Consider the following 20,784-nt stretch of genomic DNA (forward strand, 5'->3'; position numbering starts at 1 on the left):
CTAGGAGCCGGGTGCAGCGGAGTCGTCGGCCGCGGAGGGCGGCGTGCCGGATTTCTCGACGTGGTCCTCGTCGGGGCCGTTGCCCTCGGTCTGGGCGGGCAGCTCGAAGGAGCCGTCAGCGGCGACGACCTCTCCCCCGCGGCGGCGACGGCGGCGGGTGAGGTGGGCGACCATGGCGACGCCGACGAGGGCCATCACGATCGCGACCAGGGTGTGGATGCGCAGCGGGCCGACCATCAGCACGGGCTCGGAGCGGATCGCGTCGATCCCGGCGCGTCCGATCGAGTAGATCGCGACGTAGCTCCAGAAGACGCGGCCCCCCGCGAGGTCGAGGCGGCGCGCGAGCCAGAGCAGCAGGACGACCCCGAGGAGGTTCCACAGCTGCTCGTAGAGGAAGGTCGGGTGGTAGGTGCCCGGCACGCAGCCGGGGATGGTCTCGCCGTTGGTCACGCAGGTGACCGTCCATGCCCAGGGGACGTCGGTGGCCGGCCCGTACAGCTCCTGGTTGAACCAGTTGCCGAAGCGGCCGATCGCCTGGGCGACCATCAGGGTGGGGGCGAGGGTGTCCGCGAGGGCGGTGAAGGAGACGCCCTTGAGGCTGGCCATGAACCACACGGCCACGGCGCCGCCGGCGATGCCGCCGTAGATCGCGAGGCCGCCCTGCCAGATGTAGAGGACGGCGAGGGGGTCGCCGCCCGGGCCGAAGAAGGGTGCGGGAGAGGTGAGGACGTGCCAGATCCGCGCCCCGATGATCCCCGCGACGATCCCGGCGAAGGCGATGTCGAAGAGGTCGTCGCCGTTGCCGCCGCGGGCGACCCAGCGCTTCGTGCCCCACCAGAGGGCCACCCCCATGCCGGCCAGGATGCACAGGGCGTAGAAGTGGATGGTGAGCGGGCCGAGGGAGACGGCGGAGATCGGCGAGCTGGGGATCATCGGTGCTGTCTCCTCTCTGCGCTGCGGGGGCGGCGCGCCCTCGAGGGGGCGCCGAGCCGGTCCGGGGACGGGGTGTCGGGGTCCTGCTCCGCCGCCTCAGGGGCGGCGGCTCGTCACTGGGGACGCTGGGCCCGCTCGACGCCGGCGCGGAGATCATCGGCCACCGCGGAGAGCGCGGTGCGGGCCGCCGCGTCATCGCCTTCGTGGTCCAGGAGAGCCCGCACGAAGGCGGACCCGACGATCACTCCATCAGCGTACGCGCCGACCTGCGCGGCCTGCTCACCGTTTGAGACGCCCAGACCCACGCAGACGTTCCGCGCGCCCGCCGCCCGGGTGCGCTCCACCAGGCCCTCGGTGGCCGTAGAGACGCTCGCCCGGGTGCCGGTGACACCCATCGTGCTGGCCGCGTAGACGAATCCGCGTGTGTGCGAGACCACATGGGAGAGCCGGTCCGCCGGCGAGCTCGGAGCGACGAGGAACACACGGTCGACGGCGTGCTCGTCCGAGGCGGCGATCCAGTCGGCGCCCTCGTCGGGGATGAGGTCCGGGGTGATCACCCCGGCACCACCGGCGGCGGCGAGATCCCGGGCGAAGGCGTTCGGTCCGTAGGCGAGCACGGGGTTCCAGTAGGACATGACGAGGATCGCGGCCCCGCGGCCCGAGAGCCGCTCCACGGCCTCGAGGACGTGCCGGGTGCGGACCCCGCCGGCGAGGGCCGCGCCGGCCGCCCGCTGGATGACGGGGCCGTCCATGACCGGGTCCGAGTAGGGAAGGCCCAGCTCGATCATGTCGGCGCCGTGGTCGATGAGGACCTTCGCCGCCTCGACCGAGCGGTCGAGGTCCGGGTAGCCGACGGGGAGGTAGCCGATGAGGGCCGCGCGGCCCTCGCCGCGGGCCCGGTCCAGGGCGTCGCCGGAGCGGAGCCGGCCGGTGTCGGGGGTGCTCATCGGATCTCCTCCGGGGTGTCGGTGGCGTCGAGGGTGCCCCGGGCCATGGCGCGCAGCGCCGAGAGGTCCCCGCCGACGGCGTCCTCGTCCCCCCCGACGAGGCCGAACCACCGCGAGGCGGTGTCGACGTCCTTGTCCCCGCGGCCCGAGAGGCTCACCAGGATCACGGCGTCCTCCCCCAGCTCGCGGCCGAGCTCGAGGGCCCCGGCGAGGGCGTGCGCCGACTCGATGGCGGGCATGATCCCCTCGGTCATGGACAGCAGCGCGAAGGCGTCCATCGCGGGACCGTCGTCGATCGCCCGGTACTCGGCGCGGCGGATGTCCGCGAGCCAGGCGTGCTCCGGGCCGACGCTCGGGTAGTCGAGCCCCGCGGAGACCGAGTGGGAGGGGATGGTCTGGCCGTCCTCGTCCTGCATCACGAAGGAGCGGGCCCCGTGGAGCACCCCGGGGCTGCCGCCGCCGATGGTCGCCGAGTGCCGTCCCGAGGAGATCCCGTCGCCCCCGGCCTCGCAGCCGACGAGGCGGACCAGCGGGTCGGTGTCGTCGAGGAAGGCGTGGAAGATGCCCATGGCGTTCGAGCCGCCGCCCACGCAGGCGACGACCGCATCGGGCAGACGGCCGGTGCGCTCGAGGACCTGGGCACGGGCCTCCTCGCCGATGATGCGGTGGAAGTCGCGCACCATCACCGGGAACGGGTGGGGCCCCGCGACCGTGCCGAGCAGGTAGTGGGTGGTCTCCACGTTCGCGACCCAGTCCCGGAAGGCCTCGTTGATGGCGTCCTTGAGGGTGCGGGATCCCTGGGAGACGGCGACGACATCCGCGCCGAGCAGGCGCATCCGGGCGACGTTCAGGGCCTGTCGCTCGGTGTCCTCCTCCCCCATGTAGATCGTGCAGTCCAGGCCGAACAGGGCGGCGGCGGTCGCGGTCGCGACGCCGTGCTGGCCGGCGCCGGTCTCGGCGATCAGCCGGGTCTTGCCCATGCGCCGGGTCAGGAGCGCCTGGCCGAGCACGTTGTTGATCTTGTGCGAGCCGGTGTGGTTGAGGTCCTCGCGCTTGAGCAGGATCCGGGCACCTCCCGCGAGGCGGGAGAAGCGGGGCGCCTCGCTCAGCAGCGAGGGGCGCCCGGTGTACTCGGCGGCGAGGCGACGCAGATCGGCGACGAACTCGGGATCGAGGATCGCCTTCTGGTAGACCTCGTTCAGCTCGTCGAGGGCGGGGACGAGGGCCTCGGGCAGGAATCTGCCGCCGAAGTCGCCGAAGTAGGGCCCGGCCTCCGAGCGGAGCTCTCCGTCGGGCCGGTCCATGTCGGGGACGGGCAGGGGCGATGCGGGGGTGCTCATGCCGGAGCTCCTTCGGTCTGGGGACGGCCGCGGCGGGGCACGCGACGGAACGAGGCGACGGCGGCGGCCGGGTCGCCGGAGGTGACGAGGGCCTCGCCGACCAGGACGGCATCGGCCCCGGCGGCGGCATAGGCCTCGACGTCCGCGACGCTCGCCACCGCGGACTCCCCGATCGCGAGGGGGCCCGCGGGGATCCGGCCGATCAGCTCGGCGGCCCGCGTGAGGTCCACGTCGAGGGTCTTGAGGTTGCGGGCGTTCACGCCGATGAGATCGGCGCCGAGGGCGAGGGCCCGATCCAGCTCCTCCTCGGTGTGGGTCTCGACGAGCGCCTGCATGCCGAGGGCGGTGGTGAGGTCGTGCAGCTCGCGCAGGAGGCCGTCCTCGAGCGCCGCGACGATGAGCAGCACCAGGTCCGCGCCGTGGGCGCGCGCCTCGAAGACCTGGTACGGGTCGACGACGAAGTCCTTGCGCAGCACCGGGACGTCCACCCGCTCGCGCACCGCGTCGAGGTCGGCGAGGGTGCCGCGGAAGCGGCGCTGTTCGGTGAGGACGCTGATCGCCGAGGCGCCGGCGTCGGCGTAGGCGGCGGCGAGCACGGCGGGCTCGGGGATCTCCGCGAGGTCCCCCTTGGAGGGGCTGGCGCGCTTGACCTCGGCGATGAGGCCGAGGGTGGTGCCATCGCCCTCGAGGGCGGCGCGTGCGTCGCGGGCGGGGGCGGCGGCGCGCGCCCGTCGGGCGATCTCCTCCGCGGGCACCGCCTGACGGCGCGGCGCGAGGTCCTCGCGCACGCCCGCGATGATCTCGTCGAGAACGGTTCCGGTGGTGGTCACGGAGGCCTCCTGGGCGGTGGGGACGGGGCGGCGGGGCCGGCGCCCGTCACGGTCGGCGCGGGTCAGGCGCCGACGAGGGACGTCGGGGCGAGGAACCAGAACAGCGGCAGGTTCCGCGCCACGGTGTACAGCGCGAGCAGGGCGAGCGCGCTGAGGAGCAGCGGCATCGGAGGACGCCAGGCGAGGGTCCGTCCCTGCACCCGGCGGACGGCCCAGGCGAGCAGGCCGAGGGCCACGACGGGCAGGGCCAGCACGACGGGGGCGTTGTTGCGCAGGGCCAGCAGCGGATCGCCGTCGAGCAGGGCGTGGACAGCGCGGGTCGCCCCGCAGCCGGGGCAGTGCAGCCCGGTCAAGTGGTACACGATGCACAGCGGCACATCGGTGCGGAAGGGATCGAACACGAGCTGCACGCCGAGGGCGAGGGCGAGTCCTCCCAGCCCGATGCCGAGCGGCAGCAGCAGGGCGCGCGGACCGCGGACGCCGGGGGTCGTGCCGTCCTCGCGGCCGACGGGGCCGTGATCTGCTGCGGCGCGGTGCGGCACGGGCTGGCCGTGCTGCTCCGACGCCGCGGCGGTCACCGCGCCTCGGACTCGGCGGCGGCGCGGCGCGGCTGGCCGAGCCCGGCCAGCGACAGGCCGACGCCCGCGAGGATGGCGAGCACGACGAGGCCGGCGCCGATCCACACCAGGATCGACAGCTGCGGCTGCGCGGCGGCATCCGGGAGGATCATGCCCAGGGCCAGGACCACCGAGCCGATCACGATGCCCATGTTCATCGTCCAGGCGGCCACGGTCTTGCCCTCGTTGTGGTGCGGCTGCGGGGGCACGGTGTAGGTCTTGGTCATGGTCCTTCTCCGGTCGGTGGCCTGATCGGCACTCATTGTGCCACGAGCAGGGTCCCCGCCCGGCGAGGCGCTCAGTCCCCGGAGCCGGTCCGGTCGGCGGACTCGGCGGACTCCGATGCCTCCGCAGCCTCGGCGGGCTCCGTCTGCTCGGTCGGGTCCTCGCCGCGGGTCAGCGCATCCCAGGCCGCGGCCGGATCCGCCTGCGGATCGACGTCGACGGCCACGGCGGCCGCCGCGCTGCGATACCGGCTGCGCCGCGGCCAGCGCCCGCCCACCAGCACCGTGGCGATGCCGACGAGGACCAGCAGCAGGGCCGGGACGACCGTGAGCCACGGCCACAGGGTGGCCTCGGCCTCGATCGCGCCGCCCACCACCCCGGTGGCCTCGGCGACGGCGCCGCTCGCGGCGGAGACCGGATCGCGGAGCGGGCCGAGCGCCGCCGCACCCGCCCCGGCGCCGGCGAGCATCAGCACCGGCCCGGTGACGAAGCGCACCCAGCTCGAGGACAGGGAGGTCGCGAGCGAGGCCGCGAGGGCGACGACCGCGAGCGCGACCACGGCCGGCGCAGCGTCGGAGCCGCCGACCTCGAGGGCCTGGGCAGTCCCCGTGAGGTTCGCGGCGAGGGCGTCCACCCACGTCAGGCGGGTCACGCCGAGCAGCAGACCGGAGGCGGCCACCCCGAGCAGCACCGCGGTACGGCGCGTCGGGCGGGCGGTGGCCGCCGCGCCCTCCGACTGCTCGTCCGCACCCGGCCGGTCCACGGCGGGGTCGTCGCCCGTCCGCTCGCTCATGCGCCGCGCAGGGTGTCGGCCGAGGCGACGGCGCGCAGGGCAGCGGCCGCCTTGGACTGGGTCTCGCGATGCTCCATCGTGGGCTGCGAGTCCGCGACCACTCCCCCGCCCGCCTGCACATGGGCGTCGCCGTCGACCAGCACCGCGGTGCGGATGGCGATGGCCATGTCCATGTCACCGGCGAAGTCGATGTAGCCGACCGTCCCGCCGTAGACGCCGCGGCGCACCGGCTCGAGACGGTCGATGATCCGCATCGCGGACGGCTTCGGAGCCCCCGAGAGCGTTCCCGCGGGGAAGGTCGCCCGCAGCGCGTCATAGGCGAGGGCGTCCTCGCGGATCCTTCCAGTTACCGTCGAGACGATGTGCTGGATGTGCGAGAAGCGCTCGATGTGCATGAAGTCGCGCACCACGACGGTCCCCGGATCGCAGAACTTCTGCAGGTCGTTGCGGGCGAGGTCGACGAGCATGAGGTGCTCGGAGCGCTCCTTCGGATCGCCGAGGAGCTCCTCGGCGAGGCGCTCGTCCTCCTCGGGGGTCGCGCCGCGCGGCCGCGAGCCGGCGATCGGGTGGGTCGTCGCCGTGCGACCGCGCACGGTCACGAGCGACTCGGGGCTCGCACCGACCACGTCGATCGCGCGACCCTCGGCGTCGGTGGTGCGCAGCAGGTACATGTAGGGGCTCGGGTTCATCCGTCGCAGCACCCGGTACACGTCCAGCGGATCCGCCGCCGTGGGCAGGGAGAACCGCTGCGAGGGGACGACCTGGAAGATCTCGCCGTCGACGATGTCGGCGACGGCCTCGCGCACCGCGGCCTCGTACTCGAGCTGGGCGGTGCGGGCCTTCGGCTCGGCGTCCCGCACCGTCTCGTACACCATGGCGCTCGTGGAGAGCGGACGGCGCAGGGCCTCCCGCATCGTCTCCAAGCGCGCGAGGGCGTCGTCATAGGCGGCGTCGACGCCCTCGTCGGTCGCGTTCAGGTTCAGGGCGTTCGCCACCAGGACAACCGTCGCGTCGTGCGCATCGTGCACGGCGACGTCCTGGGCGAGGAGCATGGAGAGGTCGGGGATGCCGATCTCGTCCGGCGGGGCATCGGGGAGCTTCTCCCAGTGGCGGACCGCGTCGTAGGCGACGAAGCCCACCATCCCCCCGGAGAAGGGCGGGAGATGGGGCTGCCGGGCGGCGCGGAAGGCCTCGGTGACCGCGCGGAGCGCCTCGACGGGGCTGCCGTCGACGGGCACCCCGGCGGGCACGTCACCGATCCAGTGGGCGCGACCTTCCCGTTCGGTGAGCACGGCCCGCGCCCGCGTGCCGATGATCGAGTAGCGGCTGTCGCCGCCCTCGCCGGCCGACTCGAGGAGGAAGGTGCCGCGCCCGTCCCCGGCGTCGGTGAGCCGACGGTAGAGGGAGACTGGGGTGTCCTCGTCCACGAGCAGGCGCACGCTCACGGGCACGACGCGCTGCCGGGAGGCGAGGGCGCGGAAGGTCTCGCGGTCGGGGACCACGCGACCCAGGGCGTCCCCCTCGAGCCCTCCGACGAGCTCGGGATAGGCGGTGATCCCCGCATCGGCCCCGGTCACCCGGGGGGTCCCGGAATCGGGCCCGCTGAACGGCGCGCTCATGCGGTGCGCTCCGCGGCGTCGAGCACGACGGCTCCGAGGTCCGTGCCGTCGAAGCACGTGGTGGTGCCGCGATGGCAGGCCGCACCGACCTGGTCCACCCGCACCAGGAGGGTGTCGCCGTCGCAGTCCAGGGCGACCGATCGCACCCACTGGACGTGGCCGCTGGTGTCGCCCTTGCGCCAGTACTCGCCCCGGGAGCGGGACCAGTAGGTGGCGCGGCCGGTGGTCAGGGAGCGGTGCAGCGCCTCGTCGTCCATCCAGCCGACCATGAGCACCTTCTCGGTCGACGCGTCCTGGACGACCGCGGTGATCAGGCCGGCGTCATCGCGCTTGAGGCGCGCGGCGAGCTCGGCGGGCAGCGGGGACGGGACGTTCACAGGGCGCGCTCCAGCTCCTCGGCGCGATCCGTGCGCTCCCAGGTGAACTCGGGCAGCTCCCGGCCGAAGTGGCCGTGCACCGAGGTCAGGGAGTAGATCGGACGCAGCAGGTCGAGCTCGTGGATGAGCGCCGCAGGGCGGAGGTCGAACACCTTCCGCACGGCGGCGGCGATCTGGTGCGCGGGGGCCTTCCCGGTGCCGAAGGTCTCGACGTACAGGCCGACCGGCTCCGCGACGCCGATGGCGTAGGCGACCTGCACCTCGCAGCGGTCGGCGAGACCCGCCGCGACGATGGTCTTCGCGACCCAGCGCATCGCGTAGGCGCCGGAGCGGTCGACCTTGCTGGGATCCTTTCCGGAGAAGGCTCCGCCGCCGTGGCGGGCCATGCCGCCGTAGGTGTCGACGATGATCTTGCGGCCGGTGAGGCCGGCATCGCCCTTGGGGCCGCCGAGCACGAAGCGGCCGGAGGGGTTGATGTGCTTGACCACGCCCGAGATGTCCAGGCCCTGGGCGGCGAGGTCCTCGAGGACCGGGGCGATGACCACGCGGTCGATGGCGGGGGCGAGCTGCGAGGCGAGGTCGACGTCGGCGCTGTGCTGCGTCGAGACGACGACCGCCTCGACGGAGCGGGCGACGCCCGACTCGTCGTAGCCGATGGAGACCTGGGTCTTGCCGTCCGGTCGCAGGTACGGCAGTACGCCGTCGCGACGGGCGCGGGAGAGGTTCTGGGTGAGGCGGTGCGCGCTGTGGACCGGCAGCGGCATCAGCTCGGCGGTGTCCCGGCACGCGTAGCCGAACATCAGGCCCTGGTCGCCCGCACCGAGGCGGGCGAAGTCCTCGAGGTCGCCGGTGCCGGAGCGGGACTCGAAGGAGTCGTCGACCCCCGCGGCGATGTCCGGGGACTGCGCCCCGATCGAGACCTCGACCCCGCAGGAGTCGGCGTCGAAGCCCTTCTCCGAGGAGTCGTAGCCGATCTCGCGGATCACATCGCGCACGATCGTGGAGACGTCGCTGTAGCCGCTCGTGCGGACCTCACCCGCGACGTGCACCAGTCCGGTGGTGACCATCGTCTCGACGGCGACCCGGGCCCGGGGATCCTGGGCGAGGAGGTCGTCGAGGATGGCGTCGGAGATCTGGTCGCAGATCTTGTCGGGATGCCCCTCGGTGACCGATTCGGACGTGAAGGTGCGCAGCTCGCTCGAGGTCATGGGGTCGAGGATACGTCGGCGAGCAGACCGACGAGCTCATCGAGCACGGCGTGGGCGACGGCGGTCTTCGAGCCGGCGGCCGCGCCGCAGTCGGCGCCCTCCGTGTCCAGGATCCGCACCGCGTTCTCGTCCGCACCGAAGACCCCGGTGGTGATGTCGTTGAAGACCAGCAGGTCGGCGCCCTTGCGGCGCGCCTTCGCGCGGGCGAGCTCGAGGGCGCTCGCCCCTCCCCCGCCGGTCTCGGCGGCGAAGCCCACGATCACCGGCCGCTGCGCGTCCCCGCGGTCCAGCACGCTGCTGCGCAGCACGTCCTCGGTGCGGCGCAGGGAGATCACGGGCACCGAGTCCGTGGAGGACTCGTCCTTCTTGATCTTGTGGTCCGCCGGCTCCGCGGCGGTGAAGTCGGCGACGGCGGCCGCCATCACGAGCGCGTCGACGGAGCCTCGGTGCGCCTCGATCGTCGCGGCGAGCTCAGCGGCGTCGCCCACGTCCGTCCGCACGGCGCCCGGCGGCGTCTCGAGAAGGACGTTCGCGGCGGCGAGGTGCACCCGGGCACCGCGCACGAGGGCGGCGTGGGCGAGGGCCCAGCCCTGCTTCCCCGAGGAGTGGTTGGTGAGATAACGCACCGGGTCGAGCCTCTCGCGGGTCCCACCCGCGCTGATCAGCAGCTCGCGGCCGGCGAGGTCGCGGCGGACGGCGCCGTCGGCCGTGCGGGGCGCGGCGATCGCCGCGCGGGCCGCCTCGAGGATCGCCTCCGGTTCGGGGAGGCGGCCCGGGCCCGAGTCCGGTCCGGTGAGCCGGCCGACGGCGGGCTCGAGGACGACCAGGCCCCGTTCGCGCAGGACCGCGACGTTCTCCCGGGTGCCGGGGTGCTCCCACATCTCGGTGTGCATCGCCGGGGCGACCACGACCGGGGCGCGGGTGACGAGCAGCGAGGCGGTCAGCAGGTCATCGGCGCGGCCGATCCGCATCCGAGCGAGGAGGTCGGCCGTCGCGGGGGCGATGACGACCAGATCGGCCTGCTGGCCGTGGCGGACGTGCGCCACCTCGTCGACGTCCTCGAAGACCGAGGTGAGCACCGGGTGATGGCTCAGCGCCTCCCAGGTGGCCGCCCCGACGAAGGCGAGGGACGCCTCCGTGGGGACGACGCGCACCGAGGCCCCGGACGCGACGAGACCGCGCACCAGGTGCGCGGTCTTGTACGCGGCGATGCCGCCTCCGACCCCCACCAGGACGCGCGCTCCCTCGAGGGTGCGCAGCTCGCTGCTCATCGGTGCTCCCGGCGGGGTGGACGGATCAGAAGGTGAAATCCGACGGGGGGATCTCGGGGGCGTCGTCGCCGAGCAGCAGCGGCGCGGGCGCGTTGGGATCGGGCTCGTTCTGCGCCGCGTACTCCTCCTCGTCGATCTCGCGGACCGTCAGGAGGCCTTCGTCGATCTCGCGGAGCGCGATCGAGAGCGGCTTCTCCTGGTTGTCGACATCCACCAGGGGGCCGACGAACTCGAGCAGGCCCTCGGAGAGCTGCGAGTAGTAGGCGTTGATCTGGCGGGCGCGCTGGGAGGCGTACAGCACCAGGGCGTACTTCGAGTCGACGGTCTCCAGGAGACGGTCGATCGGCGGGTTCGTGATGCCCTCGGGCTGAGCGACGGTTCCGGCCACGGAAGTCCCTTCATCGAAAGTGTGCGTGCGACTGACCAGGATACGCCCTGGACCCCCCGGGGCGCGAGGGCGCCCGGGGACCGGCCGCGTGAAACCGCGCACGCCGGCACCGGTGCGGAGAACTGGGGAGAACGGCGCGAAGGCGGAGAACCCGCGGGGTCGCTCCCGCGCTCAGCGGCGGACGCCGAGCAGCGCGGCGAGCTCGTCGGCCGCGCGGTCCACCTCGTCGTTGACGATGGTGACGTCGAACTCGCTCTCCGCGGCGAGCTCGACCTTCGCGGTCTCGAGGCGCCGGGTGCGCTCCTCCTCGTCCTCCGTGCCGCGCCCCACGAGACGCTGCACGAGCGTGTCCCAGTCGGGCGGCGCGAGGAAGACGAAGTGCGCCTCGGGGAGGGTCTCGCGGATCTGCCGGGCACCGGCGAGGTCGATCTCGAGGAGCACCGGGCGCCCCGCAGCGACCATCTCCTCGACCGGTCCGCGCGGGGTCCCGTACTTGTTCCTGCCATGGACCACGGCCCACTCGAGCATCTGCCCGTCCTCGATCAGCCGCGAGAACTCCGCCTCGCTGACGAAGCGGTAGTGGACGCCGTCGACCTCCCCCGGGCGCGGGGCCCGGGTGGTCGCCGAGACGGAGAGCCAGATCTCAGGGTAGCGGGCGCGGATCGCGGCCGAGACCGTTCCCTTGCCCACCGCGGTGGGGCCGGCGAGGACCGTCACCGGAGCCGGTCCCGACGCGGCACCGGCCCCGTGGGAGGTCGTCACTCGGAGAAGTGCGCGACGAGCTTCTCCGCCTGATGGGAGCCGAGGCCCCGGATCTTGCGGGAGGGGGAGATGCCGATCTCCTCCATGATCTGCTGCGCCTTGACCTTGCCGACGCCCGGAAGGGCCTCCAGGAGCGCGGAGACGCGCAGGCGGCCGACGATCTCGTTGGTCTCGGCCTCGGCCAGGACCTTCGTGATCTCCTCGCCGCGACGGCCGGCGCTGTCCTTGAGACGGGCCTTGATCGCGGCGCGCTCGCGGCGGGCCTCGGCGGCCTTCTTCAGGGCATCGGCCCGCTGCTCAGGAGTGAGGGGAGGGAGAGCCACTGTTCTTACCTCTTGTTCTGTCGCTGGTGAGGAGCGGGATCCGAGAGGAGCCCGCACGTGGGAAGACTGTAACCCCTCGGACGTGGCGAGGCACACTCATCGGCGAAGGTGTCGCAGATCAGAGGCTTGCGGCCCCGCCTCCGCCCGCTCCTGCCCCGGTCCGGGGAGGGGCGGCGGGAGGCGGGTGCGCCGCCGGGCTCAGGAGTAGTCGGCGCGCAGCACGGTCAGGCGCTGCTCGAGCGAGGCTGGGTCGGGGCCCGCGGAGAGCAGCCCGCGGGACACCGAGACCAGCACCTGACCTGCGGATTCACCGAAGACTTCGGCGAGCTCCGCGGGTCCGGCCCCCTGTGCTCCGAAGCCGGGGGCGAGCAACGGGACGTGCGGCGCGGCCGCGTCGATCCCGAGCCGACGATAGGCGTCGCCCACCGTCGCCCCGACGACGAGGCCGACGGAGCCCCAGGTCGAGTCGTCGCCGCCTCCGCGCGCCTCGGCGTGTCGCGCCATGGTCAGCGCCACCGGCGTGCCCTGCTGGTCCACCGCGTGCTGGACCTGCGGGCCGCTCGGATTGGAGGTCAGCGAGAGGACGAAGACGCCCTTGTCGTGCTCGAGGGCAAGGTCCACGGCGGGGTCGAGGGACTCCGCCCCGAGATACGGGCTCGCGGTGATCGCATCGGCCTCGAGCGGCGCGCCGGGCCGGAGGAACGCCTCGGCGTAGGCATCCATGGTCGAGCCGATGTCGCCGCGCTTGACGTCGAGGATGGTCAGCAGACCCTGCTCGCGAGCCCCGGCGAGGAGCTCTTCGAGGGCCGCGATCCCGGCCGAGCCGTGACGCTCGTAGAAGGCCGACTGGGGCTTGATCGCCGCGACCCGTCCCGCGGTCGCGGCGAGCACCGCGCGGGAGAACTCCCGCACACCGTCGGCCGAATCGGGCAGGCCCCAGGCCGCGAGCAGCGCGGCGTGCGGGTCGACGCCGGCCAGGAGCGGCCCGTGCTCGGCCACGGCCCGCTGCAGGCGGGCACCGAAGGACTCCCCCGCCGGGATCCCGGCGGTGCGCTCGCTCATGCGCTTACCGCCGCGGCGCGCGCCTCGACGAGCCGACGGGTGTGCTCCTGCAGGCTGCCGACGCTGAACGGCTCCTCCGGGCGGGCCTCGATCGCCTGGACGGCGGCCTGGAACTCCTGGAGGGTCGTCACCAGCGGGACGTCCATGCTGGTCGCGGCCGCGCGGATGGCGTAGCCGTCGACTCGCGCGTTGGAGCCGGAGGGCGTGTTCAGCACCAGGGCCACCTCCCCGGACTCGATCAGTTCGATCACGCTCGCGTCCTCGCCGCGCTCCGAGGCCTTGCGCAGCACCCGGCAGGGGATGCCGCTGCGACGCAGCACCCGGCCGGTGCCGGCGGTGGTGAGGATCTCGAAGCCGAGGGCGGCGAGGCGGGCGGCCGGCAGGGAGAGGGCGCGCTTGTCGCGGTCGGCGACCGAGACGAAGACGGCGCCGGAGGTCGGCAGGCCGTTGCCGGAGATCGCCAGCTGCGACTTCGCGAACGCGAGAGGGAAGGTCGCGTCCAGACCCATCACCTCGCCCGTGGAGCGCATCTCGGGGCCGAGCACCGAGTCGACGGCGCGCCCCTCGCGAGTGCGGAAGCGCTTGAAGGGCATCACCGCCTCCTTCACCGCGATCGGGGCGTCGTCGGGCAGGTCGGCGCCGTCACCCGCGGGCAGCACGCCCGCGCCGCGCAGCTCGGAGATCGTCTCCCCCGCCATCACCCGGGCCGCGGCCTGGGCGAGGCGGACGCCGGTGGCCTTCGCGACGAAGGGGACGGTGCGGGAGGCGCGCGGGTTGGCCTCGAGGACGTAGAGGATGCCCTGGGAGAGGGCGTACTGCACGTTGAGCAGGCCCCGCACGCCGACGCCGGCGGCGATCGCGAGGGTCGAGGTGCGGATGCGCTCGAGCACCTCGTCGCCGAGGGACACCGGGGGCAGGGTGCAGGCCGAGTCGCCCGAGTGCACGCCGGCCTCCTCGATGTGCTCCATGATCCCGGCGAGGTACAGCTCCTCGCCGTCGTAGAGGGCGTCGACGTCGATCTCGATCGCGGTGTCCAGGAAGCTGTCCAGCAGGATCGGGGCCTCCGCCCGGCCTCCCTCGGGGAGGTTCCGGCTCACGTAATCGACGAGACCGTCCTGGTCGTAGACGATCTCCATGCCGCGGCCGCCGAGCACGTAGCTGGGGCGGACCAGCACGGGATAGCCCACCTCCTCGGCGACCTCGATCGCGTCGGCGAGGCCCCAGGCGGTGCCGTAGGGAGGGGCGGGCAGCTCGGCCTCGGCGAGGACGGCACCGAAGTGACCGCGGTCCTCGGCGAGGTCGATCGCGGCGGGGCTGGTGCCGATGATCGGCAGCCCCGCGGCCTCGAGGCGGCGCGCGAGGGACAGCGGGGTCTGCCCGCCGAGCTGCACGATGACACCCGCGACGGGGCCGGCGGCCTTCTCCGCCTCGTACACCTCGACGACGTCCTCGAAGGTGAGCGGCTCGAAGTAGAGGCGATCGGCGATGTCGTAGTCGGTCGAGACCGTCTCCGGGTTGCAGTTGACCATCACGGTCTCGTAGCCACCGCCGGGCAGGTCGCGATCGCCGAGCGCGATCGCGGCGTGCACGCACGAGTAGTCGAACTCGATGCCCTGACCGATGCGGTTCGGGCCCGACCCGAGGATCAGCACGGCCGGACGCTCGCGCGGCTCGACCTCGGTCTCCTGATCGTAGGTCGAGTAGTGGTACGGGGTGCGGGAGGCGAACTCGGCCGCGCAGGTGTCGACGGTCTTGTAGACCGGGTTGATCCCCAGCGCCTCGCGGACCCCCTTGATCACGTCCCCGCTCTGCCCGCGCAGCTGGCCGATCTGGTCGTCGCTCAGGCCGCGGCGCTTGGCGAGGGCCAGCAGCTCCGCGTCGAGCACGGAGGAGGAGCGGATCTCGGCGGCCAGCTCGGCGACCTGCAGCATCTGGTCGAGGAACCAGCGGTCGATCGCCGTGGCCTCGACGAGGCGGTCCAGAGTCTCCTCGGGATCGAGGATTCCCTCGGCCGCGGACCACAGCACCCGGGCGATCGCCACGAGGCGGCCGTCGGTCGGGGTGCGGGAGGCGTCGATCAGCTCGGCGACCTCGGCGGGGGCGGGCGGCTCCCCGACGTAGGAGGGCACCGCGGTCTTCACGTCGAGGGAGCGCTGGGCCTTGCCGAGCGCCTCGGTGAAGCTGCGTCCCATGGCCATCGCCTCGCCCACCGACTTCATGGTGGTGGTGAGGGTCGGATCGGCGGCCGGGAACTTCTCGAAGGCGAAGCGCGGCACCTTGACGACCACGTAGTCCAGCGCGGGCTCGAAGCTCGCGGGGGTGGTGCCGGTGATGTCGTTGCGGATCTCGTCGAGGGTGTAGCCGATCGCGAGACGCGCGGCGATCTTCGCGATCGGGAACCCGGTCGCCTTCGAGGCGAGCGCCGAGGAGCGGGACACGCGCGGGTTCATCTCGATGACCACGACGCGGCCGGTCTCGGGATGGGTCGCGAACTGGACGTTGCAGCCGCCGGTGTCGACGCCGACCTCGCGGATGATGCCGATCCCGAGGTCGCGCAGATGCTGCAGCTCCACGTCGGTGAGGGTCAGGGCGGGGGCCACCGTCACCGAGTCGCCGGTGTGCACGCCGACGGGGTCCACGTTCTCGATCGAGCAGACCACCACGCAGTTGTCGTTGCGGTCGCGCATCAGCTCGAGCTCGAACTCCTTCCACCCGAGGATCGACTCCTCCAGGAGCACCTCGGTGGTCGGCGAGTAGTGCAGCCCGTCGCCGCCGATCCGGCGCAGGTCCGCCTCGTCGTAGGCCATGCCGGAGCCGAGCCCGCCCATGGTGAAGCTGGGGCGCACCACCATCGGGTAGCCGAGCTCCTCGGCGGCCTCGAGCAGCTCGTCCATGGTGTGGCAGATCCGCGAGCGCGCGGACTCGCCGCCCACCCGCTCGACGACCTCCTTGAACTTCTGGCGGTCCTCGGCCTTCTGGATCGCGTCGAGGCTCGCGCCGATCATCTCGACGCCGAACTCCTCGAGGGTGCCGTTCTCGGCCAGCGCGATCGCGGCGTTGAGAGCGGTCTGGCCGCCGAGCGTCGGCAGGATCGCATCGGGACGCTCCGCGGCGATGATCGAGCGGATGATGTCCGGGGAGATCGGCTCGACGTAGGTGGCGTCGGCGACCTCGGGGTCGGTCATGATCGTGGCCGGGTTCGAGTTGACGAGGATGACGCGCAGGCCCTCCTCGCGCAGCACGCGGCAGGCCTGGGTGCCGGAGTAGTCGAACTCCGCCGCCTGGCCGATGACGATCGGACCGGAGCCGATGACGAGGACGGACTGGATGTCTGTGCGGCGGGGCATCAGGACTCCTTCTGCGAGGTCTGGCCATCCGCGACCGACGCGGACGAAGCGGCGGGGGCGGAGGTCGGCGCTCCGGCGCGCCGTTCGCGGACGAGGTCGGCGAGGCGGTCGAAGAGGTACGAGGCGTCGTGCGGGCCGCCGGCCGCCTCGGGGTGGTACTGGACCGAGAAGACGGGGCGGTCGAGGCAGCGCAGCCCCTCGACGACGTCGTCGTTCAGCCCGACGTGGGAGACGACCACGCGGCCGTAGCGGCCGCCGTCGTGCGGGGCGAGGTGCTCGCCCTCCAGGGGGACGTCCACGGCGAAGCCGTGGTTGTGGGCCGTGATCTCGACGGTGCCGGTCTCGCGGTCGAGCACGGGCTGGTTGATGCCGCGGTGGCCGAACTTCAGCTTGTAGGTGTCGAAACCGAGGGCGCGGCCCAGCAGCTGGTTGCCGAAGCAGATGCCGAAGAAGGGCAGGTCCGCGTCGAGGACGCCGCGGAGCAGCTCGACCTGGGCGTCGGCCGCGGCGGGATCGCCGGGGCCGTTGGAGAAGAACACCGCATCGGGCTGGATCGCGAGCAGGTCCTCGAGGGAGGTGCTCGCGGGCAGCAGGTGCACGCGGAGGCCGCGCTGCAGCATGCTGCGCGGTGAGGCGCCCTTGATCCCGAGGTCGACGGCGGCGACGGTGCCGATCGCCTCGCCCTCGGGCTCGAGGACGATCGGCTGGGCGATCGTGACCTCGTCGACGAAGCTCGATCCGCTCATCTCGGGCTGCGCGCGCACCTGCGCGAGCAGCGCCTCCTCCCCCTCCTCGAGGACATCTCCCGAGAAGACGCCGCCGCGGAGGGAGCCGGTTTCCCGCAGGATGCGGGTGAGCATGCGGGTGTCGATGTCGCTGATGCCGACCACGTCGGCGCCGACCAGCAGCTCGTCGAGGGTCTGCTCGGCGCGGAAGTTGGAGGCCAGGCGGCTCGCCTCGCGCACGGCGTAGCCGCGCACCCACACGGTGCGGGACTCCATGTCCTCGGAGTTCGCGCCGGTGTTGCCGATGTGCGGGGCGGTCTGGACCACGATCTGGCCCGCGTAGGAGGGATCCGAGAGGGTCTCCTGGTAGCCCGTCATGCCGGTGGAGAAGACGACCTCTCCGAGGCGGGCGCCGCGGGCGCCGTAGGCGGAGCCGCGCAGCACGGTGCCGTCCTCGAGGATCAGCAGGGCGCGCTCGCGACGGGCGCGGCGGGACGGGGACGCGGGGTCCCTCGGGGCGGTGGCGGTGGTCATGCGTGCTCCTTCCGGGAGAGCAGGAGGTCGTGGTCGGCGCGGCGGTCGAGCCGCAGGCCGGTGTCGAGGAGCTGGTCGCCGAGGCGCCAGCGGAGGACGAGGAGCCCGTCGCCGCCGACGAACTTGCCGGCCATGCCGGGGCTCGTGGTGATCTCGGCGAGGGCGGAGGAGGGCACGGTCAGCGGGGCGAGGCCCTGACGTCGGATGTGCCAGGTGCCCTGCTCCCCCACCTCGACCGAGGCGGTGGCGCGCTGTCCGAGCCCGTGGGCGACGACCCGCTCGAGCGGCTGCTCGGCGAGGACCGTGTCCACGTAGACGGCGTCGAAGGGTCCCGCCGCCCGCTGCTCGCCGAGGGCGGCGAGATCGCGGCTGTCGGGTGCCGGGAGATGCTGCTGCGAGCGGCGTCGTCCGCGCCAGCCGAGCACCATCAGCCCCAGGAGCAGGACGAAGACGAGGACCAGGAGCAGGACCGGGACGAGGCGGTCCATCAGGCGCCCGCCAGCGCGCCGTCGCGGACGGTGATGCGTCCGGCGTGGACGGTGAGGCGGTTGCGGCCCGGCAGCTCGCGCCCTGCGACCGGGGAGTTGCGGCTGCGGGAGGCGTGCTCGGCGGGGTCGACGGGCTGCGAGGGGCGCGGGTCCCAGACGAGCACATGCGCCGGGGAGCCGGGCTCGAGCGGTCGGCCCTGGTCCTCGTCGCGACCGATCTCGGCGGGCTTCTCGCTCATCACCCGGGCGACGTCCCGCCAGCTCAGCCGCCCCTCGTCGACCATGGTCGCCTGGACGAGGGAGAGGGCGGTCTCGAGCCCGGTCATGCCCATCGCGGCCTGGTCCCACTCGCGGTCCTTCGCGTCCCGCGGGTGCGGCGCATGGTCGGTCGCGACGATGTCGATCGTGCCGTCGGCGAGCCCCGCCCGCACCGCCTCGACGTCCGCCGCGGTGCGCAGCGGCGGGTTCACCTTGAAGACCGCGTCGAAGCCGCGCACCTCCTCGTCGGTGAGCAGCAGGTGGTGCGGGGTGACCTCGGCGGTCACCTCGATGCCGCGCTGCTTGGCCCAACGGATGATGTCGACGCTGCCCGCCGTCGACAGGTGGCACACGTGCAGGCGCGAACCGACGTGCTGGGCGAGCAGCACGTCGCGGGCGATGATCGACTCCTCGGCGACCGCCGGCCAGCCCGCGAGGCCGAGCTCCGCGGAGACGACGCCTTCGTGCATCTGGGCGCCCTCGGTGAGCCGCGGGTCCTGGGCGTGCTGGGCGATGACTCCGTCGAAGGACTTCACGTACTCGAGGGCGCGGCGCATCAGCACCGGGTCGTGCACGCACTTGCCGTCGTCGCTGAAGACCCGCACCCGGGCGCGGGAGGAGGCCATCGCGTCCAGCTCGGCGAGGCGCTCGCCCTGCAGGCCGACGGTGACGGCGCCGACGGGCCGGACGGTGCACCATCCGGCCGTCTCGCCCTGGCTCGCGACCTGCTCGACCACGCCGGCGGTGTCCGCGGTGGGGGTCGTGTTGGCCATCGCGTGCACGGCGGTGTATCCGCCGCGGGCCGCGGCGCGGGTGCCGGTCTCGACGGTCTCGGCCTCCTCACCGCCGGGCTCGCGCAGGTGGGTGTGGAGGTCGACCAGACCGGGCAGCACGATGCACCCGTCGGCGTCGACCACCTCGGCGCCCGCGGGCGCTTCCAGGTCCACTCCGACGGCGGTGATCTCTCCGCTCTCGAGGAGGAGGTCGGCGACGTCCTCACCGTAGGGGCGGCCGCCCCGGATCAGCACGACGGGCACGGCAGTGGTGGTGGAGACGGCGGAGTTCATCGGGCGTCCTCCCGGGTGTCGGTGGCGAGCAGGTGGTACAGGACCGCCATCCGCACGAACACGCCCGAGGCGACCTGTTCGACGATGACGCTGCGGGGGCCGTCGGCCACGTCCCCCGCGATCTCGAAGCCGCGGTTCATCGGCCCGGGGTGGAGCACGAGGGAGTGCTCGGGCAGCGCGGCGGCGCGGGCCGTGGTGAGCCCGTAGCGGCGGGCGTACTCCCCCTCGGTCGGGAAGAAGCCGCCGCCGACCATCCGCTCTCGCTGGACGCGGAGCATCATCACGGCATCGGGCCCGGTGGCCAGCGCCGTGTCGAGGTCGTAGGTGATCTCGCAGGGCCAGGCGCCCGCGCCGACGGGCACCAGGGCGGGCGGGGCGACGAGGGTCACCCGGGCGCCGAGCAGGGTCAGCAGCAGCACGTTCGAGCGGGCCACGCGCGAGTGGAGGATGTCGCCGACGATCACCACGTGGAGGCCCGCGAGGTCCGCCCGGGGATCCCCGGGACGGAGGTGGCGGCGCAGGGTGAAGGCGTCGAGCAGCGCCTGGGTGGGATGCTCGTGGGCACCGTCCCCGGCATTGACGATCGGCTGGTCGATCCAGCCGGCGTGGGCGAGCTGGTGCGCCGCGCCCGAGGAGGCGGAACGGACCACGACGGCGTCGGCGCCCATCGCCTGGAGGGTCAGCGCGGTGTCCTTGAGCGACTCCCCCTTGGACAGGCTCGAGCCCTTGGCGGAGAAGTTGATGACGTCCGCGGAGAGCCGCTTCGCGGCCGCCTCGAAGCTGATCCGGGTGCGGGTCGAGTCCTCGAAAAAGAGGTTCACGACGGTGGTGCCCACGAGCGTGGGCAGCTTGCGGATCTGCCGGGACTGGGTCTCGGCCATGTGCTCGGCGGTGGCGAGCAGGTCGAGGGCTTCGGTGCGGTCGAGGTCCGCGATGGAGATGACGTGCCTCATGCGCGTGCCTCCCCCGGGGTCGCCGCGGGACGGACGATGTCGACCGCGTCGATCCCGTCGGTCTCGGCGAGCTGCACGTGGACCCGCTCGCTGCGCGCGGTGGGCAGGTTCTTGCCGACGTGGTCGGCGCGGATGGGGAGCTGCCGGTGGCCGCGGTCCACGAGGACGGCGAGGCGCACGGCGGCGGGCCGGCCGATGGCCCCGAGGGCGTCGAGGGCGGCGCGGACGGTGCGGCCCGAGTAGAGCACGTCGTCGACCAGGACGACGGTGCGCCTGTCGATGCCGCCCTTCGGGATCCGCGTGGGACCAGGGACCCGAGTGCGCTGGGTGCGCAGGTCATCGCGGTACATGGTGATGTCGAGGCTGCCGACCAGGTCCTCGAGGGGACGCTCCCCGCCCTCGGAGCGGGCGATGCGCTCGGCGAGCCGATGGGCGAGCGGCACGCCGCGATGCGGGATGCCGAGGAGGACGAGGTCGTCCGCGCCGTGGCCGCTCTCGAGGATCTCGTGCGCGATCCGGGTGAGGGCGCGGCGGATCTCCTCAGCGCCCAGGACGCGCAAGGCCTCCGGATCCGGAGGGGCGTCGGTGTCGTGCGGGATGGTCATGCGTCTCCCTTCCACGCCTCACGGGACGTGTCGTTAAAGGGTGGTGATGCTCTGCCGGGCCGTCCCGGGGTGACCCGGTGCGCGGACCCGTGCGAGCCGTGCTGCGCGGCCG

At 73.3% G+C, this 20,784-nt stretch carries 21 protein-coding genes; all 21 read right to left on the reverse strand.

Annotated elements, in window-relative coordinates; genetic code table 11:
• The 21 genes from lgt to pyrR all read right to left on the reverse strand — a co-directional run bounded on the left by lgt (position 1) and on the right by pyrR (position 20,672).
• Entirely contained in the window at positions 1 to 933 is a 933-nt protein-coding gene (gene lgt / locus ACZCAH_RS03335; protein WP_464339706.1) for a prolipoprotein diacylglyceryl transferase, read from the reverse strand.
• A 113-nt stretch (positions 934 to 1,046) separates the two neighbouring features.
• Positions 1,047 to 1,880 (reverse strand): tryptophan synthase subunit alpha, encoded by an 834-nt coding sequence (gene trpA / locus ACZCAH_RS03340; RefSeq protein WP_464339707.1) that lies wholly within the window; start codon positions 1,878 to 1,880, stop codon positions 1,047 to 1,049.
• On the reverse strand, positions 1,877 to 3,220 hold the full coding sequence (gene trpB, locus ACZCAH_RS03345) for a tryptophan synthase subunit beta (protein WP_464339708.1): 1,344 nt from the start codon (positions 3,218 to 3,220) through the stop codon (positions 1,877 to 1,879). The genes trpA and trpB overlap by 4 nt, the downstream gene beginning before the upstream one ends.
• A complete protein-coding gene (gene trpC / locus ACZCAH_RS03350) occupies positions 3,217 to 4,050 on the reverse strand; it encodes an indole-3-glycerol phosphate synthase TrpC (RefSeq protein ID WP_464339709.1) in 834 nt (277 codons plus the stop codon). Before trpC ends, trpB begins: the two co-directional genes overlap by 4 nt.
• Positions 4,051 to 4,112: 62 nt before the next feature.
• Positions 4,113 to 4,628 (reverse strand): DUF2752 domain-containing protein, encoded by a 516-nt coding sequence (locus tag ACZCAH_RS03355; protein WP_329746802.1) that lies wholly within the window; start codon positions 4,626 to 4,628, stop codon positions 4,113 to 4,115.
• Positions 4,625 to 4,894 (reverse strand): HGxxPAAW family protein, encoded by a 270-nt coding sequence (locus tag ACZCAH_RS03360; RefSeq protein ID WP_329746803.1) that lies wholly within the window; start codon positions 4,892 to 4,894, stop codon positions 4,625 to 4,627. The genes ACZCAH_RS03355 and ACZCAH_RS03360 overlap by 4 nt, the downstream gene beginning before the upstream one ends.
• Before the next feature lie 71 nt (positions 4,895 to 4,965).
• Complete coding sequence (locus ACZCAH_RS03365) at positions 4,966 to 5,685, reverse strand: Trp biosynthesis-associated membrane protein (protein ID WP_464339710.1); 720 nt, start codon at positions 5,683 to 5,685, stop codon at positions 4,966 to 4,968.
• The gene (locus ACZCAH_RS03370; RefSeq protein WP_464339711.1) at positions 5,682 to 7,304 is read right to left on the reverse strand and encodes an anthranilate synthase component I; all 1,623 of its coding nucleotides are present in this window, start codon (positions 7,302 to 7,304) and stop codon (positions 5,682 to 5,684) included. The genes ACZCAH_RS03365 and ACZCAH_RS03370 overlap by 4 nt, the downstream gene beginning before the upstream one ends.
• On the reverse strand, positions 7,301 to 7,681 hold the full coding sequence (hisI, locus tag ACZCAH_RS03375) for a phosphoribosyl-AMP cyclohydrolase (RefSeq protein WP_464339712.1): 381 nt from the start codon (positions 7,679 to 7,681) through the stop codon (positions 7,301 to 7,303). Before hisI ends, ACZCAH_RS03370 begins: the two co-directional genes overlap by 4 nt.
• Positions 7,678 to 8,889 (reverse strand): methionine adenosyltransferase, encoded by a 1,212-nt coding sequence (gene metK / locus ACZCAH_RS03380; RefSeq protein WP_464339713.1) that lies wholly within the window; start codon positions 8,887 to 8,889, stop codon positions 7,678 to 7,680. The genes hisI and metK overlap by 4 nt, the downstream gene beginning before the upstream one ends.
• Positions 8,886 to 10,160: a bifunctional phosphopantothenoylcysteine decarboxylase/phosphopantothenate--cysteine ligase CoaBC gene (coaBC, locus tag ACZCAH_RS03385; RefSeq protein WP_464339714.1), complete on the reverse strand. Its 1,275-nt coding sequence runs from the start codon at positions 10,158 to 10,160 to the stop codon at positions 8,886 to 8,888. Before coaBC ends, metK begins: the two co-directional genes overlap by 4 nt.
• Before the next feature lie 25 nt (positions 10,161 to 10,185).
• Entirely contained in the window at positions 10,186 to 10,548 is a 363-nt protein-coding gene (rpoZ, locus tag ACZCAH_RS03390) for a DNA-directed RNA polymerase subunit omega (protein WP_329746809.1), read from the reverse strand.
• 171 nt (positions 10,549 to 10,719) lie between these two features.
• Positions 10,720 to 11,310, reverse strand: coding sequence for a guanylate kinase (gene gmk / locus ACZCAH_RS03395; RefSeq protein WP_464339715.1), 591 nt, complete (start codon positions 11,308 to 11,310; stop codon positions 10,720 to 10,722).
• Positions 11,307 to 11,633: an integration host factor, actinobacterial type gene (mihF, locus tag ACZCAH_RS03400; RefSeq protein WP_329746811.1), complete on the reverse strand. Its 327-nt coding sequence runs from the start codon at positions 11,631 to 11,633 to the stop codon at positions 11,307 to 11,309. The genes gmk and mihF overlap by 4 nt, the downstream gene beginning before the upstream one ends.
• Before the next feature lie 198 nt (positions 11,634 to 11,831).
• Positions 11,832 to 12,695 (reverse strand): orotidine-5'-phosphate decarboxylase, encoded by an 864-nt coding sequence (gene pyrF, locus ACZCAH_RS03405; protein WP_464339716.1) that lies wholly within the window; start codon positions 12,693 to 12,695, stop codon positions 11,832 to 11,834.
• Positions 12,692 to 16,042, reverse strand: coding sequence for a carbamoyl-phosphate synthase large subunit (gene carB, locus ACZCAH_RS03410; protein ID WP_464339717.1), 3,351 nt, complete (start codon positions 16,040 to 16,042; stop codon positions 12,692 to 12,694). The genes pyrF and carB overlap by 4 nt, the downstream gene beginning before the upstream one ends.
• Positions 16,042 to 17,301 carry a glutamine-hydrolyzing carbamoyl-phosphate synthase small subunit gene (carA, locus tag ACZCAH_RS03415; protein WP_464339718.1) on the reverse strand — a complete coding sequence of 420 codons (1,260 nt, stop codon included), beginning with the start codon at positions 17,299 to 17,301 and terminating at the stop codon, positions 16,042 to 16,044. Before carA ends, carB begins: the two co-directional genes overlap by 1 nt.
• On the reverse strand, positions 17,298 to 17,789 hold the full coding sequence (locus ACZCAH_RS03420) for a PH-like domain-containing protein (RefSeq protein WP_464339719.1): 492 nt from the start codon (positions 17,787 to 17,789) through the stop codon (positions 17,298 to 17,300). The genes carA and ACZCAH_RS03420 overlap by 4 nt, the downstream gene beginning before the upstream one ends.
• Positions 17,789 to 19,114, reverse strand: a complete 1,326-nt coding sequence (locus ACZCAH_RS03425; RefSeq protein WP_464339720.1) for a dihydroorotase — start codon at positions 19,112 to 19,114, stop codon at positions 17,789 to 17,791. The genes ACZCAH_RS03420 and ACZCAH_RS03425 overlap by 1 nt, the downstream gene beginning before the upstream one ends.
• The gene (locus ACZCAH_RS03430; protein ID WP_464339721.1) at positions 19,111 to 20,067 is read right to left on the reverse strand and encodes an aspartate carbamoyltransferase catalytic subunit; all 957 of its coding nucleotides are present in this window, start codon (positions 20,065 to 20,067) and stop codon (positions 19,111 to 19,113) included. Before ACZCAH_RS03430 ends, ACZCAH_RS03425 begins: the two co-directional genes overlap by 4 nt.
• Positions 20,064 to 20,672, reverse strand: coding sequence for a bifunctional pyr operon transcriptional regulator/uracil phosphoribosyltransferase PyrR (gene pyrR / locus ACZCAH_RS03435; protein WP_464339722.1), 609 nt, complete (start codon positions 20,670 to 20,672; stop codon positions 20,064 to 20,066). The genes ACZCAH_RS03430 and pyrR overlap by 4 nt, the downstream gene beginning before the upstream one ends.
• Positions 20,673 to 20,784 lie beyond the last annotated feature (112 nt).

It is taken from the genome of Brachybacterium sp. B718/18, assembly GCF_055454375.1.